This window comes from Variovorax sp. Root411 (assembly GCF_001425205.1).
GTDB lineage: Bacteria > Pseudomonadota > Gammaproteobacteria > Burkholderiales > Burkholderiaceae_C > Variovorax.
The window spans coordinates 1107109-1121115 of the sequence record NZ_LMDW01000001.1; the positions used below are offsets into that span (position 1 = coordinate 1107109).

General features: G+C 66.6%; 13 protein-coding genes. 10 read left to right on the plus strand and 3 right to left on the minus strand.

The window, feature by feature from the left end:
* The first annotated feature begins 72 nt into the window (after window positions 1–72).
* The 10 genes from ASC92_RS05150 to ASC92_RS05195 all read left to right on the plus strand — a co-directional run bounded on the left by ASC92_RS05150 (window position 73) and on the right by ASC92_RS05195 (window position 11227).
* Window positions 73–612: a MarR family winged helix-turn-helix transcriptional regulator gene (locus ASC92_RS05150; RefSeq protein ID WP_056511143.1), complete on the plus strand. Its 540-nt coding sequence runs from the start codon at window positions 73–75 to the stop codon at window positions 610–612.
* Window positions 605–2080, plus strand: coding sequence for an efflux transporter outer membrane subunit (locus ASC92_RS05155; RefSeq protein WP_056511146.1), 1476 nt, complete (start codon window positions 605–607; stop codon window positions 2078–2080). Before ASC92_RS05150 ends, ASC92_RS05155 begins: the two co-directional genes overlap by 8 nt.
* A gap of 48 nt (window positions 2081–2128) precedes the next feature.
* Window positions 2129–3451, plus strand: coding sequence for an efflux RND transporter periplasmic adaptor subunit (locus ASC92_RS05160; RefSeq protein ID WP_056511149.1), 1323 nt, complete (start codon window positions 2129–2131; stop codon window positions 3449–3451).
* 37 nt (window positions 3452–3488) lie between these two features.
* The gene (locus ASC92_RS05165; RefSeq protein WP_056511152.1) at window positions 3489–5051 is read left to right on the plus strand and encodes a DHA2 family efflux MFS transporter permease subunit; all 1563 of its coding nucleotides are present in this window, start codon (window positions 3489–3491) and stop codon (window positions 5049–5051) included.
* A 246-nt stretch (window positions 5052–5297) separates the two neighbouring features.
* On the plus strand, window positions 5298–6068 hold the full coding sequence (locus tag ASC92_RS05170; RefSeq protein WP_056511155.1) for an ABC transporter ATP-binding protein: 771 nt from the start codon (window positions 5298–5300) through the stop codon (window positions 6066–6068).
* Entirely contained in the window at window positions 6068–6775 is a 708-nt protein-coding gene (locus ASC92_RS05175) for an ABC transporter ATP-binding protein (RefSeq protein ID WP_056511158.1), read from the plus strand. The genes ASC92_RS05170 and ASC92_RS05175 overlap by 1 nt, the downstream gene beginning before the upstream one ends.
* A 34-nt stretch (window positions 6776–6809) precedes the next feature.
* Window positions 6810–8009: an ABC transporter substrate-binding protein gene (locus ASC92_RS05180; RefSeq protein ID WP_056511162.1), complete on the plus strand. Its 1200-nt coding sequence runs from the start codon at window positions 6810–6812 to the stop codon at window positions 8007–8009.
* A gap of 28 nt (window positions 8010–8037) precedes the next feature.
* On the plus strand, window positions 8038–9231 hold the full coding sequence (locus tag ASC92_RS05185; RefSeq protein WP_056511167.1) for an ABC transporter substrate-binding protein: 1194 nt from the start codon (window positions 8038–8040) through the stop codon (window positions 9229–9231).
* A 123-nt stretch (window positions 9232–9354) separates the two neighbouring features.
* Window positions 9355–10230, plus strand: coding sequence for a branched-chain amino acid ABC transporter permease (locus ASC92_RS05190; protein WP_056511170.1), 876 nt, complete (start codon window positions 9355–9357; stop codon window positions 10228–10230).
* Window positions 10231–10240: 10 nt separating this feature from the next.
* The gene (locus ASC92_RS05195; RefSeq protein WP_056511173.1) at window positions 10241–11227 is read left to right on the plus strand and encodes a branched-chain amino acid ABC transporter permease; all 987 of its coding nucleotides are present in this window, start codon (window positions 10241–10243) and stop codon (window positions 11225–11227) included.
* Between the two features lie 57 nt (window positions 11228–11284).
* Here ASC92_RS05195 and ASC92_RS05200 read toward each other — a convergent pair whose 3' ends face one another.
* From ASC92_RS05200 to ASC92_RS05210, 3 genes are all read right to left on the minus strand, one after another.
* Window positions 11285–11749, minus strand: coding sequence for a YXWGXW repeat-containing protein (locus ASC92_RS05200; RefSeq protein WP_056511176.1), 465 nt, complete (start codon window positions 11747–11749; stop codon window positions 11285–11287).
* A 91-nt stretch (window positions 11750–11840) separates the two neighbouring features.
* Window positions 11841–12920, minus strand: coding sequence for a lipocalin-like domain-containing protein (locus ASC92_RS05205; protein WP_056511179.1), 1080 nt, complete (start codon window positions 12918–12920; stop codon window positions 11841–11843).
* Window positions 12917–13993: a PLP-dependent cysteine synthase family protein gene (locus ASC92_RS05210; RefSeq protein WP_056511182.1), complete on the minus strand. Its 1077-nt coding sequence runs from the start codon at window positions 13991–13993 to the stop codon at window positions 12917–12919. The genes ASC92_RS05205 and ASC92_RS05210 overlap by 4 nt, the downstream gene beginning before the upstream one ends.
* Between the last annotated feature and the right edge of the window lie 14 nt (window positions 13994–14007).

The following is a 14007-nucleotide window of genomic DNA, read 5'->3' on the forward strand; positions in this document are numbered from 1 at the left end:
GGATTCTACAGAAACATTGCTACTACAAAGGCAGCCTTGACAATAACTGCCTCGGCAACTAATATTGGGCCCATGAGCGATGCAACTACCCCCCAAGCCCCGTCGGCGCCTGCCGACGCCGAGCGTCGCCCGCCTGCAGCCTTCTACAGCCCGGAAACCTACCGTACCGAAGAAAGCATCGGCTACCTGATGCGCCGCATCGTCACGGCGGTCGGCCAGTCGGTCGAAAACCGCATGTGCGAGCCGGGCAGCCCGACCTATCCGCAGTGGGTGCCTCTCTATAAATTGCATGTAGGCGCCGCCACCACCGTGGCCGAACTGGCCCGTGCCTGCGAACTCGACACCGGCGCCATGACGCGCCTGCTCGATCGCCTCGAGGCCAAGGGCCTGTGCCGCCGCGTGCGCTCGCTCGAAGACCGCCGCGTGGTCAACATCGAGCTCACCGACGAAGGCCGTGCCGCCGCCAAGGAAGTGCCCTACGTGCTGAGCCGTGTGCAGAACGAACACCTTGCAGGCTTCAGCACCGAAGAATGGGAGCAGCTCAAGGGGTACTTGCGCCGCATCCTCGACAACGCCCAGGCCCTCGCGGCCCGTGGAGATAAAAATGACTGATTCCCTTGCCGTGCGCGCCGTGCGCCGCACCCCCATCGTGGCCGCCGCACTGCTGGTGGTGGCATTGGCCGGCTGTGCCGACATGGCCGGCATCGGCTCGCAGGCCAAACTGCGCGACGCCTCGTCGCTGGGCATCGCGCCCGACAGCGCCGCGGCGCCGGCGTCCCGCCTCGACAGCCAATGGTGGCTGGCCTTCGGCGACACGCAGCTCAATTCGCTGATCGACCAGGCCGTGGCCGGCAACCCGAACCTGCAGGTCGCTCAAGCCCGCCTTGCGCGTGCACAGGCCTCGGCCGACATTGCCGGCGCGGCGCTCAAGCCGCAGGTCAAGGGCGACCTCGACCTGAAACGCCAGAAGTTCAACAGCAACTACATCTACCCCGCACCGCTGGGCGGCTCGACGCAGAACATCGGCCTGCTGCAGCTCAGCGCCAGCTGGGAGCTCGACTTCTTCGGCAAGAACCGCAGCGCGCTCGACACCGCCATCGGCGCGGCCAACGCCGCGGCCGCCGATGCGGATGCCGCGCGCGTGCTGCTCGCGAGCAACGTGGCGCGCAGCTACTTCCAGTGGGCGCGTCTGAACGACCAGCTCACCGTTGCCGGGCGCACGCTGGCGCAGCGCGACGAAACGCTCAAGCTCGTGCGCGACCGCGTGTCCGCCGGCCTCGACACCCGTCTCGAACTGCGCCAGAGCGAAGGCGGCCTGCCCGAGGCACGCCAGCAGATCGAATCGCTCAACGAGCAGATCGCGCTGCAGCAGCATGCGCTCGATGCGCTGGTCGGCCAGCCGAATGTGTCGGCATCGCTCAAGCCGCCGGTTCTGGCGAACGTCAAGCCGATGGCGCTGCAGGCCAACATTCCGGCCGACCTGCTCGGCCGCCGCGCCGACATCGCCGCCGCGCGCTGGCGCGTCGAGGCCGCCACGAGCGACGTGGCCAATGCCAAGACCCTGTTCTATCCCAACGTGAACCTCACGGCCTTCGCCGGCTTCCAGAGCCTGGGTTTCGGCAAGCTGCTGAAGTCGGGCAGCGAGCAGTGGGGCGTGGGCCCGGCCATCACGCTGCCGATCTTCGAAGGCGGCAAGCTGCGCGCCAACCTGCGCGGCAAGTCGGCCGACCTCGACGTGGCCATCGAAAGCTACAACGCCACCGTGCTCGACGCGGTGCGCGACGCGGCCGACCAGGCCACCAGCGCGCAGTCGATCGCGCGTCAGCAAACCGAACAACGCGCCGCGCAGACCGCTGCCGAGGGCGCCTACGACATCGCCGTGCAGCGCTACCGCGCGGGCCTCGGCAACTACCTCAACGTGCTGACGGCAGAAACCTCCGTGCTCGCGCAGCGCCGGCTGGCGGTCGATCTGTCCGCCCGTGCACTCGACACGCAGGTGGGCCTGGCGCGCGCGCTGGGCGGCGGCTGGCAGCCCCCGGCCACCGCCACGGCAGCGGCGCCATCAGCCGCACCGAACTGACACCACCCGAACCAGTCCGATTTTTTCGTCTTCGGAAAGAACTTCATCATGAGCGACAACAACACTCCGACGCCCGCTGCAGCCGCAGCTTCCGCAGCCCCCGAGGCGCCTGCCGGCAACGGCAAGCGCCGCCGGGCACTCACAGCGCTCGCCGCGGTGGTGATCGTCGCCGGCGGCGGCTGGGGTATCTATGAATGGCTGGTCGCCAGCCACTACGAGGACACCGACAACGCCTACGTGCAGGGCAACGTGATTCAGATCACGCCGCAGATCGGCGGCACCGTGATGGCCATCAACGCCGACGACACCGATTTCGTGAAGGCCGGCCAGCCGCTGGTGCAGCTCGACCCGGCCGACGCCAAGGTGTCGCTCGAACAGGCCGAAGCCGCGCTCGCGCAGGCCGTGCGCCAGGTGCGCACGCTGTATGCCAACAACGGCTCGCTGGCCGCGCAGGTCACGCTGCGCCAGGCCGACATCGTCAAGGCACAGAGCGACATCGCCAAGGCGCAGGACGACCTGCAGCGCCGCCGCGCGCTGTCGGGCAACGGCGCCGTGTCGAAGGAAGAACTCAACCATGCCGAAACGCAGCTCGACACCGCCAAGAGCCAGCTCGCCGCGGCGCAGGCCGGCGTGGTCGCCGCGAAGGAAGCCCTGGTCAGCAACCAGTCGCTGACCGAAGGCACCAGCGTGGCCCAGCACCCGAGCGTGCTGGCCGCTGCCGCCAAGGTGCGCGAGGCCTACCTCGCCACGCAGCGCGTGGCCATGCCCGCGCCGGTCGACGGCTACGTCGCCAAGCGCACCGTGCAGCTCGGCCAGCGGGTGGCCGCCGGCACGCCGATGATGTCGATCGTGCCACTCAACCAGCTGTGGGTCGACGCCAACTTCAAGGAAGTGCAACTGCGCAACATCCGCATCGACCAGCCCGTGAAGCTCACGGCCGACGTCTACGGCAAGAAGATCGAATACAGCGGCAAGGTCGCGGGCCTGGGCGTGGGCACGGGCAGCGCGTTTGCGCTGCTGCCTGCGCAGAACGCCACCGGCAACTGGATCAAGGTGGTGCAGCGCGTGCCCGTGCGCATCGCGCTCGACCCCGAGCAGCTCAAGTCCAACCCGCTGCGCATCGGCCTGTCGATGGACGCCGAGATCGACATCTCGTCGAAGAGCGGCAAGATGCTCGCCGACGCGCCGCGCGCCGCTGCGCTGACGCAGACGCAGGTCTACAGCCAGCTCGACCGCGGCGCCGATGCCGAAGTGGAGCGCATCGTCGCGGCCAACCTCGGGCGCAGCGCACCGACCGCGGCGGCCGCCGCACCGGCGAAGCACACGGCCGCGCCTGCCGCAGCCATGGCCGCGCAGGGCCAGCCGGGCTGATCGCCCGCGCGTCCTTCATCAGGTAAACAGCCCGCTCATGGCAACCGCTGCTCCTGCTTACGTCGCGCATCCGCCGCTCGAGGGCGCAGCCCGCCTCTGGGGCACGGTCGCGCTGTCTGCGGCAACCTTCATGAACGTGCTCGACTCGTCGATCGCGAACGTGTCGCTGCCTGCCATCTCCGGTGACCTGGGCGTGAGCACCACGCAGGGCACCTGGGTCATCACCAGCTTCGCGGTGGCCAACGCCATCGCGGTGCCGCTCACCGGCTTCATGACGCAGCGCTTCGGGCAGGTGCGCCTGTTCATGGCCAGCGTGATCCTGTTCATGGTCACCTCGCTGATGTGCGGCCTGGCGCCGAACATGACGACGCTGATCGCCTTTCGCGCACTGCAGGGCTTCGTTGCGGGTCCGATGATCCCGCTGTCGCAGACGCTGCTGCTGTCGAGCTATCCGCGCGCCAAGGCGGGCCTCGCGATGGCGATGTGGTCGATGACCACGCTGGTCGCGCCGGTGATGGGGCCGCTGCTCGGCGGCTGGATCACCGACAACATCTCGTGGCCGTGGATCTTCTACATCAACATCCCCGTGGGCATCGTCGCGGCTTCCATCACCTGGGCGCTGTACCGCAAGCGCGAGAGCCTCACGCACAAGGTGCCGATCGACGCCATCGGCCTCGCGCTGCTGGTGTTGTGGGTGGGCTCGATGCAGCTGATGCTCGACAAAGGCAAGGAGCTCGACTGGTTCCACTCGGGGCAGATCGTCGCGCTGGCGGTGGTGGCCGTGGTCGGCTTCGCGTTCTTCCTGGTGTGGGAGCTGACCGACAAGCACCCGGTGGTCGACCTGTCGCTCTTCAAGCGCCGCAATTTCTGGTCGGGCGCCGTGGCAACGGCCGTGGCCTATGGCCTGTTCTTCGGCAATGTGGTGCTGCTGCCGCTGTGGCTGCAGCAGTGGATGGGCTACACCGCCACGCAGGCGGGGATGATCATGGCGCCCGTGGGGCTGCTGGCGATCTTCTTCTCGCCGGTGGTGGGGCTCACGGTGGCCAAGATCGACCCGCGCCGCTATGCGACCTTCTCGTTCCTGGTGTTCGCGCTGGTGCTTTGGATGCGCTCGAACTTCAACACGCAGGCCGACTTCGTGACGATCATCATCCCGACGATCATCCAGGGCATCGCGATGGCGTTCTTCTTCATTCCGCTCGTGACCATCACGCTGTCGGGCCTCACGCCCGATCGCATCCCGGCCGCGTCGGGGCTGTCGAACTTCCTGCGGATCACCGCGGGTGCGATGGGCACGTCGATCACCACCACGCTGTGGGAGAACCGCGCGGCGCTGCACCACTCGCAATTGGCGGAGACGGTGAACCAGGGCAACAACGCGGCGACCAGCGCGATGTCGGGCCTTGCGGGCAGCGGCTTCAGCAGCGAGCAAGTGCTGGGGCAACTGAACCGCATCGTCGACCAGCAGTCGTTCATGCTGGCGACCAACGACATCTTCTATGCGTCGGCGATTCTGTTCCTGCTGCTGATTCCGCTGGTGTGGCTGGCAAGGCCGCAGCGCGGCGGTTCCGGCGGCGATGCCGCAGCCGGCGCGCACTGAGCGCGCACCGTCGTCACCTCATCAACCCCCAGCCTTCGCGAGGAGCCTGGGGGTTTTCTTTGTCGCTGCGACGACAGTCCGATTCGATTGCCGCGCAGCTTCGTGAAGGTTGCACTGCAGCATAGGCATTTGCCCCAGTATGCAAGCGAGTGGCACGCACGAACAATCGGTCCGCGCTCAATGGTGGCGCATCGAGATGGACAGCATGACCGACTTTCTTTTTCCGAATCCGGGCGACCTCGCGAGATGAGCGACGTCATCCTCGAAACACGCGAGCTCACCAAGGAATTCAAGGGGTTCACCGCGGTCAGCAAGGTCAACCTCTCGGTGGCGCGCGGCTCGATCCACGCACTGATCGGCCCGAACGGCGCCGGCAAGACGACCTGCTTCAACCTGCTCACCAAGTTCCTCGAGCCGACCACCGGCACGATCCTCTTCAACGGACAGGACATCACCGGCGAGCGGCCCGCGCAGATCGCGCGGCGCGGCATCATCCGCTCGTTCCAGATCTCGGCCGTGTTCCCGCACCTCACGCTGCTCGAGAACGTGCGGCTGGGCCTGCAGCGCCGGCTAGGTACTTCGTACCACTTCTGGAAGAGCGAGAAGTCGCTGAAGCCGCTCGATGCGCGCGCCCGCGAACTGCTCGCCGAAGTGGGCCTCGAGGCACTCGCCGACGAGCAGACCGTCAACCTGCCCTACGGCCGCAAGCGCGCACTCGAGATCGCGACCACGCTGGCCATGGAGCCAGAGCTGATGCTGCTCGACGAGCCCACGCAGGGCATGGGCCATGAAGACGTGCATCGCGTGGCCGAACTCATCAAGCGCGTGTCGGCGGGGCGCACCATCCTGATGGTCGAACACAACATGAGCGTGGTCTCGACCATCGCCGACACCATCACGGTGCTGCAGCGCGGCGCCGTGCTGGCCGAAGGTCCTTACGCCGAAGTCTCCGCGAATCCCCAGGTCATGGAGGCCTACATGGGCACCACCGACGGCCAACTGCAGGGAGCGCATTGATGACTGCGGCACTGGAGATCAAGGGCCTTCAGGCCTGGTACGGCGAATCGCACGTGCTGCACGGCGTCGACATGGTCGTGCAGCCGGGCGAGGTCGTCACGCTGTTGGGCCGCAATGGCGCGGGCCGCACCACCACGCTGCGCGCGATCATGGGGCTCACCGGCGCGCGCAAGGGCAGCATCGAGGTCAACGGCAAAGAGACCATCGGCATGCCGACGCATCGCATCGCGCATCTCGGCATCGGCTATTGCCCGGAGGAGCGCGGCATCTTCGCGAGCCTTTCGTGCGAAGAAAACCTCATGCTGCCGCCCGAGCTGAAAGGCGCGGGGCAGGGCATGTCGGTCGAAGAGATCTACGCCATGTTCCCCAACCTCGCCGAGCGCCGCCACAGCCAGGGCACGCGCCTGTCGGGCGGCGAGCAGCAGATGCTGGCCGTGGCGCGCATCCTGCGCACTGGCGCCAAGCTGCTGCTGCTCGACGAAATCTCCGAAGGCCTGGCGCCGGTCATCGTGCAGGCGCTGGCCCGAATGATCACCATGCTGCGCGCCAAGGGCTACACCATCGTCATGGTGGAGCAGAACTTCCGCTTCGCAGCGCCGTTGGCGGACCGCTTCTATGTGATGGAGCACGGCCGCATCGTCGAGAAGTTCGGCGCGGCCGAACTCGAGGCCAAGATGCCGGTGCTCACCGAACTGCTCGGCGTCTAGGTTCTTTCACCCCTTGCAACTGCTGGAGACAAACATGAAAAATCGGCTCACCGCATTCGCCCTGGCTTTCGGCGCACTGGCGCTCGCCGCGTCAGCCCAGGCGCAAGGACAGGACAAGATCAAGATCGGCTTCATCACCGACATGTCGAGCCTGTATGCCGACCTCGAAGGCAAGAACGGCGCGCTGGCGATCCAGATGGCCATCGACGACTTCGGCGGCAAGGCCGCCGGCAAGCCCGTCGAACTGCTGACGGTCGACCATCAGAACAAGCCCGACATCGCCGCCTCGAAGGCGCGCGAGTGGATTGACACGCAGGGGCTGAGCATGGTGTTCGGCGGCACCAACTCCGGTGTGGGCCTGGCGCTGGCCAAGGTGGCGGCCGAAAAGAAGCGGGTGTACTTCAACAACGGCGCTGCATCGTCCGTGCTGACCAACGAACAGTGCTCGCCCTATACCGTGCACTACGCCTACGACACGGTGGCGCTCGCCAAGGGCACCGGCGCGGCCGTGGTCGACGGCGGCGGCAAGACCTGGTTCTTCCTGACCGCCGACTACGCCTTCGGCCATGCGCTCGAAGCCGACACCTCCACCGTCGTGAAGGCCAAGGGCGGCACGATCTTGGGCTCGGTGCGCCATCCGCTCAATGCGTCCGATTTCTCGTCGTTCCTGCTGCAGGCGCAGAACTCCAAGGCGCAGATCCTCGGCCTGGCCAATGCGGGCGGCGACACCGTCAACAGCATCAAGGCCGCCAAGGAATTCGGCATCGGCAAGACCATGAAGCTCGCCGGCCTGCTGATCTTCCTGAGCGACGTGCACAGCCTGGGCCTGAAGAACACCGAGGGCCTGCAGTTCACCACCAGCTGGTACTGGGACCTGAACGACGAGACGCGCAAGTTCTCCAAGCGCTTCTTCGAAAAGGCCAAGCGCATGCCCACCGAGATCCAGGCGGCCGACTACTCCGCCACCATGACCTACCTCAAGGCGGTGGATGCTGCCAAGTCGGACGATGCCGACAAGGTCATGGCCGAGCTCAAGAAGATGAAGCTCAACGACTTCTTCGGTTCCGGCCAGATCCGTGCCGACGGCCGCTACGTGCACGACATGTACCTGATGCAGGTCAAGTCGCCGGCCGAATCGAAGACGCCCTGGGACTACTACAAGCTCGTGAAGAAGCTGCCCGGCGACTCGGTCTTCACCACGAAGGCCGAGTCCAAGTGTGCGCTCTGGAAATAACCCCTCGACACCTTTCTCAGGAGCTCCCATGAAAAAAGCATTCGCCTATACCGCCGTCTTCGCCGCCGCAGCGCTGGCCGCAGGCGCCGCCCAGGCCCAGGACAAGGTCAAGATCGGCTTCATCACCGACATGTCGAGCCTCTACGCGGACGTGGAGGGCAAGAACGGCGCCCTCGCGATCCAGATGGCCATCGACGACTTCGGCGGCAAGGTCAACGGCATGCCCATCGAGCTGCTGCAGGCCGACCACCAGAACAAGGCCGACATCGCGGCTTCCAAGGCGCGCGAGTGGATCGACACGCAGGGCCTGACGATGCTGTTCGGCGGCACCAGCTCGGGCACGGCGCTGGCCATGGCCAAGGTGGCGCAGGAGAAGAAGCGCGTGTTCGTCGTGAACGGTGCCGGCAGTTCGGCGCTCACCAACGATCAGTGCAGCCCCTACACCGTGCACTACGCCTACGACACCGTGGCGCTGGCCAAGGGCACGGGCAGCGCCGTGATCGCACGCGGCGACAAGAGCTGGTTCTTCCTGACGGCCGATTACGCTTTCGGCCAGGCACTGGAAGCCGACGCGTCCAAGGTCGTGAAGGAGAAGGGCGGCACCGTGGTGGGCAGCGTGAAGCATCCGCTCAACACCTCCGACTTCTCCTCGTTCCTGCTGCAGGCGCAGAACTCCAAGGCCCAGGTGCTGGCACTGGCCAATGCGGGCGGCGACACCATCAACTCGATCAAGGCGGCCAAGGAGTTCGGCATCAGCAAGACCATGAAGATGGTCGGCCTGCTGGTGTTCGTGACCGACGTGCACAGCCTGGGCCTGAAGAACACCGAAGGCCTGCTGCTCACCACCAGCTGGGACTGGAACCTCGACGACAAGACGCGCGCCTTCGGCAAGCGCTTCTTCGAGAAGACCAAGCGCATGCCCACCGACATCCAGGCCGCCGACTATTCGGCCACCATGACCTACCTGAAGGCCGTGCAGGCGGCCAAGACGGTCGATGCCGACAAGGTGATGGAGACGCTCAAGAAGACCCCCGTCGACGACTTCTACGCCAAGGGCAGCATCCGCGCAGACGGCCGCTTCGTGCACGACATGTACCTGGTGCAGGTCAAGTCGCCGGCCGAATCCAAGCAGCCGTGGGACTACTACAAGGTGGTCCAGAAGCTGAAGGGCGAAGATGTCTTCACGACCAAGGCCGAGAGCAAGTGCGCGTTGTGGAAGTAACCCCCCAGGCTGCGCGCACTTCGTGTCGCTTCGCCAACCCCCCTTTGCAAGGGGGGCGGGCCGGCCGCTTCGGGCGGCCGTGCACGGCGGCCCCCATGAGCCCGCCGGTTTTCTGAAACGTTTATGACCATTTCCCTTCCCGCCTTGTTGAGCCAGCTCCTCCTGGGGCTGGTCAACGGCTCGTTCTATGCCATCCTGAGCCTCGGGCTGGCGGTGATCTTCGGCCTGCTCAACGTCATCAACTTCGCGCACGGCGCGCTGTTCATGCTGGGCGCCGTCCTGACATGGATGGCGATGGAGTATCTCGGCGTCAACTACTGGGTGATGCTGATCGCGGCGCCCATCGTCATCGGCATCTTCGGCGTGCTCATCGAGCGTCTGCTGCTGCGCTGGATCTACAAGCTCGACCACCTCTACGGCCTCTTGCTCACGCTGGGCCTCACGCTGCTGATCGAGGGCGTGTTCCGCTCGGTCTACGGCGTGTCGGGACTGCCCTACGACGCACCCGATGCGCTGTCGAGCGCCACCGACCTCGGCTTCATGGTGCTGCCGAACTACCGCGCCTGGGTGGTCGTTGCATCGCTGGTGATCTGCTTCGCGACCTGGTTCGTGATCGAGAAGACCCGCCTGGGCGCCTACCTGCGCGCCGGTACCGAAAACCCCCGGCTGGTGGAAGCCTTCGGCGTCAACGTGCCGCTGATGATCACGCTGACCTATGCCTTCGGCTGCGCGCTCGCGGCCTTTGCCGGCGTGCTCGCTGCGCCGGTGATGCAGGTGTCGCCGCTGATGGGGCAGAACCTCATCATTGTGGTGTTCGCGGTGGTCGTGATCGGTGGCATGGGCTCGATCATGGGGGCCATCCTCACCGGGCTCGGGCTCGGCGTGATCGAAGGGTTCACCAAGGTTTTCTATCCCGAGGCATCGTCTACGGTTGTGTTCGTGATCATGGTCATCGTGCTGTTGATTCGCCCCGCCGGCTTGTTCGGCAAAGAAAAATAAGGCGAGTGGCATGAACACGAAAAAAATCTCCCTCGTCGTCTACGCACTTCTGCTGGTCGCGCTCGTCGCGGCACCGTTCTTCGGCGCCTACCCGGTGTTCGTGATGAAGCTCATGTGCTTCGCACTGTTCGCCGCGGCGTTCAACCTGCTGCTGGGCTTCACGGGCCTGCTGTCGTTCGGCCATGCGGCGTTCCTCGGCGGTTCCGCGTACGTCGCGGGCCATGCGATCAAGGTCTGGGGGCTCACGCCCGAACTGGGCCTGATCGCGGGCACGCTCAGCGGCGCTTTCCTCGGCTGGATCTTCGGCGTGCTGGCCATTCGCCGCCAGGGCATCTACTTCGCGATGATCACGCTGGCGCTCGCGCAGATGATGTTCTTCGTCGCGCTGCAAGCCAGGTTCACGGGCGGCGAAGACGGCCTGCAGGGCGTGCCGCGCGGCAAGCTGTTCGGCCTGATCGACCTGTCGAACGACCTCACGATGTACTACGTGGCACTGGTCATCGTGGTCGCGGCTTTCCTGCTGATCGTGCGCACCATCCACTCGCCCTTCGGGCAGGTGCTCAAGGGCATCAAGGAGAACGAGCCGCGCGCACTGTCGCTGGGCTACGACGTGAGCCGCTTCAAGCTGCTGGCCTTCGTGATCTCGGCGGCGCTGTCGGGGCTGGCCGGTTCGCTCAAGACGCTGGTGCTGGGCTTCGCCACGCTGTCGGACGTGCACTGGACCGCCTCGGGCCAGGTCATCCTGATGACGCTGGTGGGTGGCTTGGGCACGCTCTCGGGTCCGCTGGTGGGCTCGGCCGTGGTGGTGCTGCTCGAGAACAAGATCGGTGAACTCGGCAACCTGCTTGCGCGCATCACGGCGGTGGACTGGTTCAACACACTGGGCGAGTCGGTGACCATGGTGACGGGCCTGATCTTCGTGATCTGCGTGCTTGCCTTCCGCAAGGGGATCATGGGCGAGATCATTGCGTTTATCGACAGGCGGCGGGCGAAGTAACGCGCGGCCAACAAAAAAGGGAGCCTCTCGGCTCCCTTCGTGTTTGTGGATCGGCGATCAGCAGTTGCCTTTTTTCGCCTGGCCGGGCGGGCAGAAATCGCGCTCGCGGTCATGGCCGTGGCCGTGCCGGCGGTCACCGTCGTGGCGGCGATGGTCGTCCTCCCATTCGCGCTCGCGGCGGTCTTCACGGCGGGCTTCGCGCCGGCGCCAGTCGCCTTCGGTCCAGCGGTAGCCGCCGCGGTCTTCGACCCAGCGGCCTGGAGCATAGGCGTATCCCGCGCGCTCGGGCTGCCAGCCGCCCGGGCGCCATCCATAGGCGCGGCCATCCCAGGCCCAGCGGCCCGGCACCCAGACGAAGCCGCCGCGTGGCGGGGGCAGGGGCTCGTAGCGCGGCGGCGGCGGTGCCGTCATCACCAGTCCGGGAACGTTGATGTTGACCGAGACCTGCGCGTTGGCGGCAATGGGGCTTGCAAGGATGGAAAGGGCGCCGGCCGCGGCCAGCACTGCGATTCGAATCTTCATGGGTGATCCTCCGTTTTCAAATGGGTGGGGCACGATTCCCAACGCATGCGGCAAGGAATCGGTTGTCAGGTCTTGGGCGCGGCTACAACAGTTACAGCTTCAGCGGCGCGGCATAGCCGGTCATTTCCAGATAGCCGCGGCCCACGCGGCGGCCTTGGGCATCGAGCAGTTCGCTCACGCCTTCCCAGTACACGCCGCCGGTCGAACCGCGGCTGTCGAGTTCCTGGTCGTCGAGCAGGGCGCGCACTTCGAAGCTGCCGGCGGGCGTCTGCACGCGCCATTGCGTCGGGTACTTTGCCTGCGTGCGCGGGCTGTCCCAGGTCTTGAGGGCTTCGAAGCGCACTTCGTCGTTCCTGAAGGTTCGTGCCGCGCCATCGCGCTGGCGGAACGAGCCACCGGTCCACAGCGCGCTGCCGTCGCTGCGCCGCAGGCGGAAGGCGGTCAGGGCGCTGCCGTCGTCGAGGTTCATGCCGATCCAGTCCCAGCCCACGGCCTCTGGGTGCATCAGCGCTTCGCTCCATTCGTGGTCGAGCCACGCGGCGCCGGCGACGTCGAAGGCTTGTCCCTTGAGCGTGAGCCTGCCCTGCGCCTTGAGCTGCGGCTCGCTGTAGTAGTAGCTCGCCTGCGATTCCTCGGGGCCCTTGCGCGAGAGGCCGGCGTTGCCTTGCAGAAGCACCGGCTGCGTCGGCGTGAAGCGCAGGTCCAGCGTGAACTCACCGGCCGGAATGCGCGCAACGTAGAGCCCGTTCTTCCGCACCAGCGACCAGTCGCGGATGCGCACGTCGGTGTCGTCGGTGCCGGCTTCCGCCACGCCGAAGCCCGCGCGTGCGATGCGCTGGTCGTGCAGCAGCACGCGGCCTTCGAGGTCGGTGACGGCCGCGTGCGCGAACACGAGATGCTTCGCGGCAAACGCCGAGCGCATGCCCTGCGTGGCCTCGACGCGCGAGCGGAAGAAGGTCACCTGAAAGCCGAACTCGCGTCCGCCCGTCGTCTTCGCGTGGCCGGTGACGTACCACCATTCGGTGCGCAGGTCGGGGTGGCTACCGAAGTCGCGCGGGAACTCCATCCGGCGCTCGGGCAGTGCCCACGCCGCCAGTGGCCCGGCCGCGAGCGCCGCCAGCAGCAGGCCGCGCCGCGAGAGGCCGAACAGCGGCGAAGGAGGAGGCGTCATGCCGCTACCAGCGCATCAATGCGCTGCTGCGCCGGCGCGATGTCGCCGAAGGCATTCCGCACCCAGGCCGCATCGTGGTAGCTCGGCAGATAGCGCTCGCCCGCATCGCACAGCAGCGAAAGAATGGAGCCCTGCTGTCCCGCCGCGCGCATCTCGTGCGCCACGGCCAGCATGCCGATGAAGTTGGTGCCCGTCGACGGCCCGACCTTGCGGCCCAGCAGCGCCGACAGCGCATGCATCGCCGCCACCGAGTCGAGGTTCGGCACTTCGATCATCCGGTCGACCAGCGTGCGGATGAAGCTGGGCTCCACGCGCGGGCGGCCGATGCCTTCGATGCGCGAGCCCACATCCGTCAGCGAGGCATCGCCCGTGCGGTGGTAGGCCGAGAACACCGAACCTTCGGGGTCGGGCACGCACACCTGCGTGTCGTGGCAGCGATAGCGCAGGTAGCGCCCGATGGTCGCGCTGGTGCCGCCCGTGCCCGCGCCGACCACGATCCACTTCGGCACCGGATGCCGCTCGCGCGCCATCTGCTGGAACATGCTCTCGGCGATGTTGTTGTTGCCGCGCCAGTCGGTCGCGCGCTCGGCATAGGTGAACTGGTCCATGTAGTGGCCGCCGGTGCGCTCGGCCAGCGCGCGCGCCTCTTCGTACACCTGGGCGGCATGGTCCACGAAGTGGCAGCTCGCGCCGTAGAAGACGATCTGCGCGACCTTCTCCGGCGAGGTGGTGCGCGGCATCACCGCGATGAAGGGCAGGCCCAGCAGCCGCGCGAAGTAGGCCTCGCTCACGGCCGTGGAGCCGCTCGAGGCTTCGACGATGGTGGTGCCCTCGCGCACCCATCCGTTGCACAGCGCGTAGAGAAAGAGCGAACGCGCGAGCCGGTGCTTGAGGCTGCCGGTCGGGTGCGTCGATTCGTCCTTCAGGTACAGGTCGATGCCGTGCGCCGCGAGCGAGGGCAGGGGCAGCGGGATCAGGTGCGTGTCGGCGCTGCGTTGGTAGTCGGCCTCGATGCGGCGGATGGCGCTGTCGAGCCAGTCGCTGCAGAGGGAGGAAGAGGGTGTTTGCTGCATGGTGCGCCAGTCTA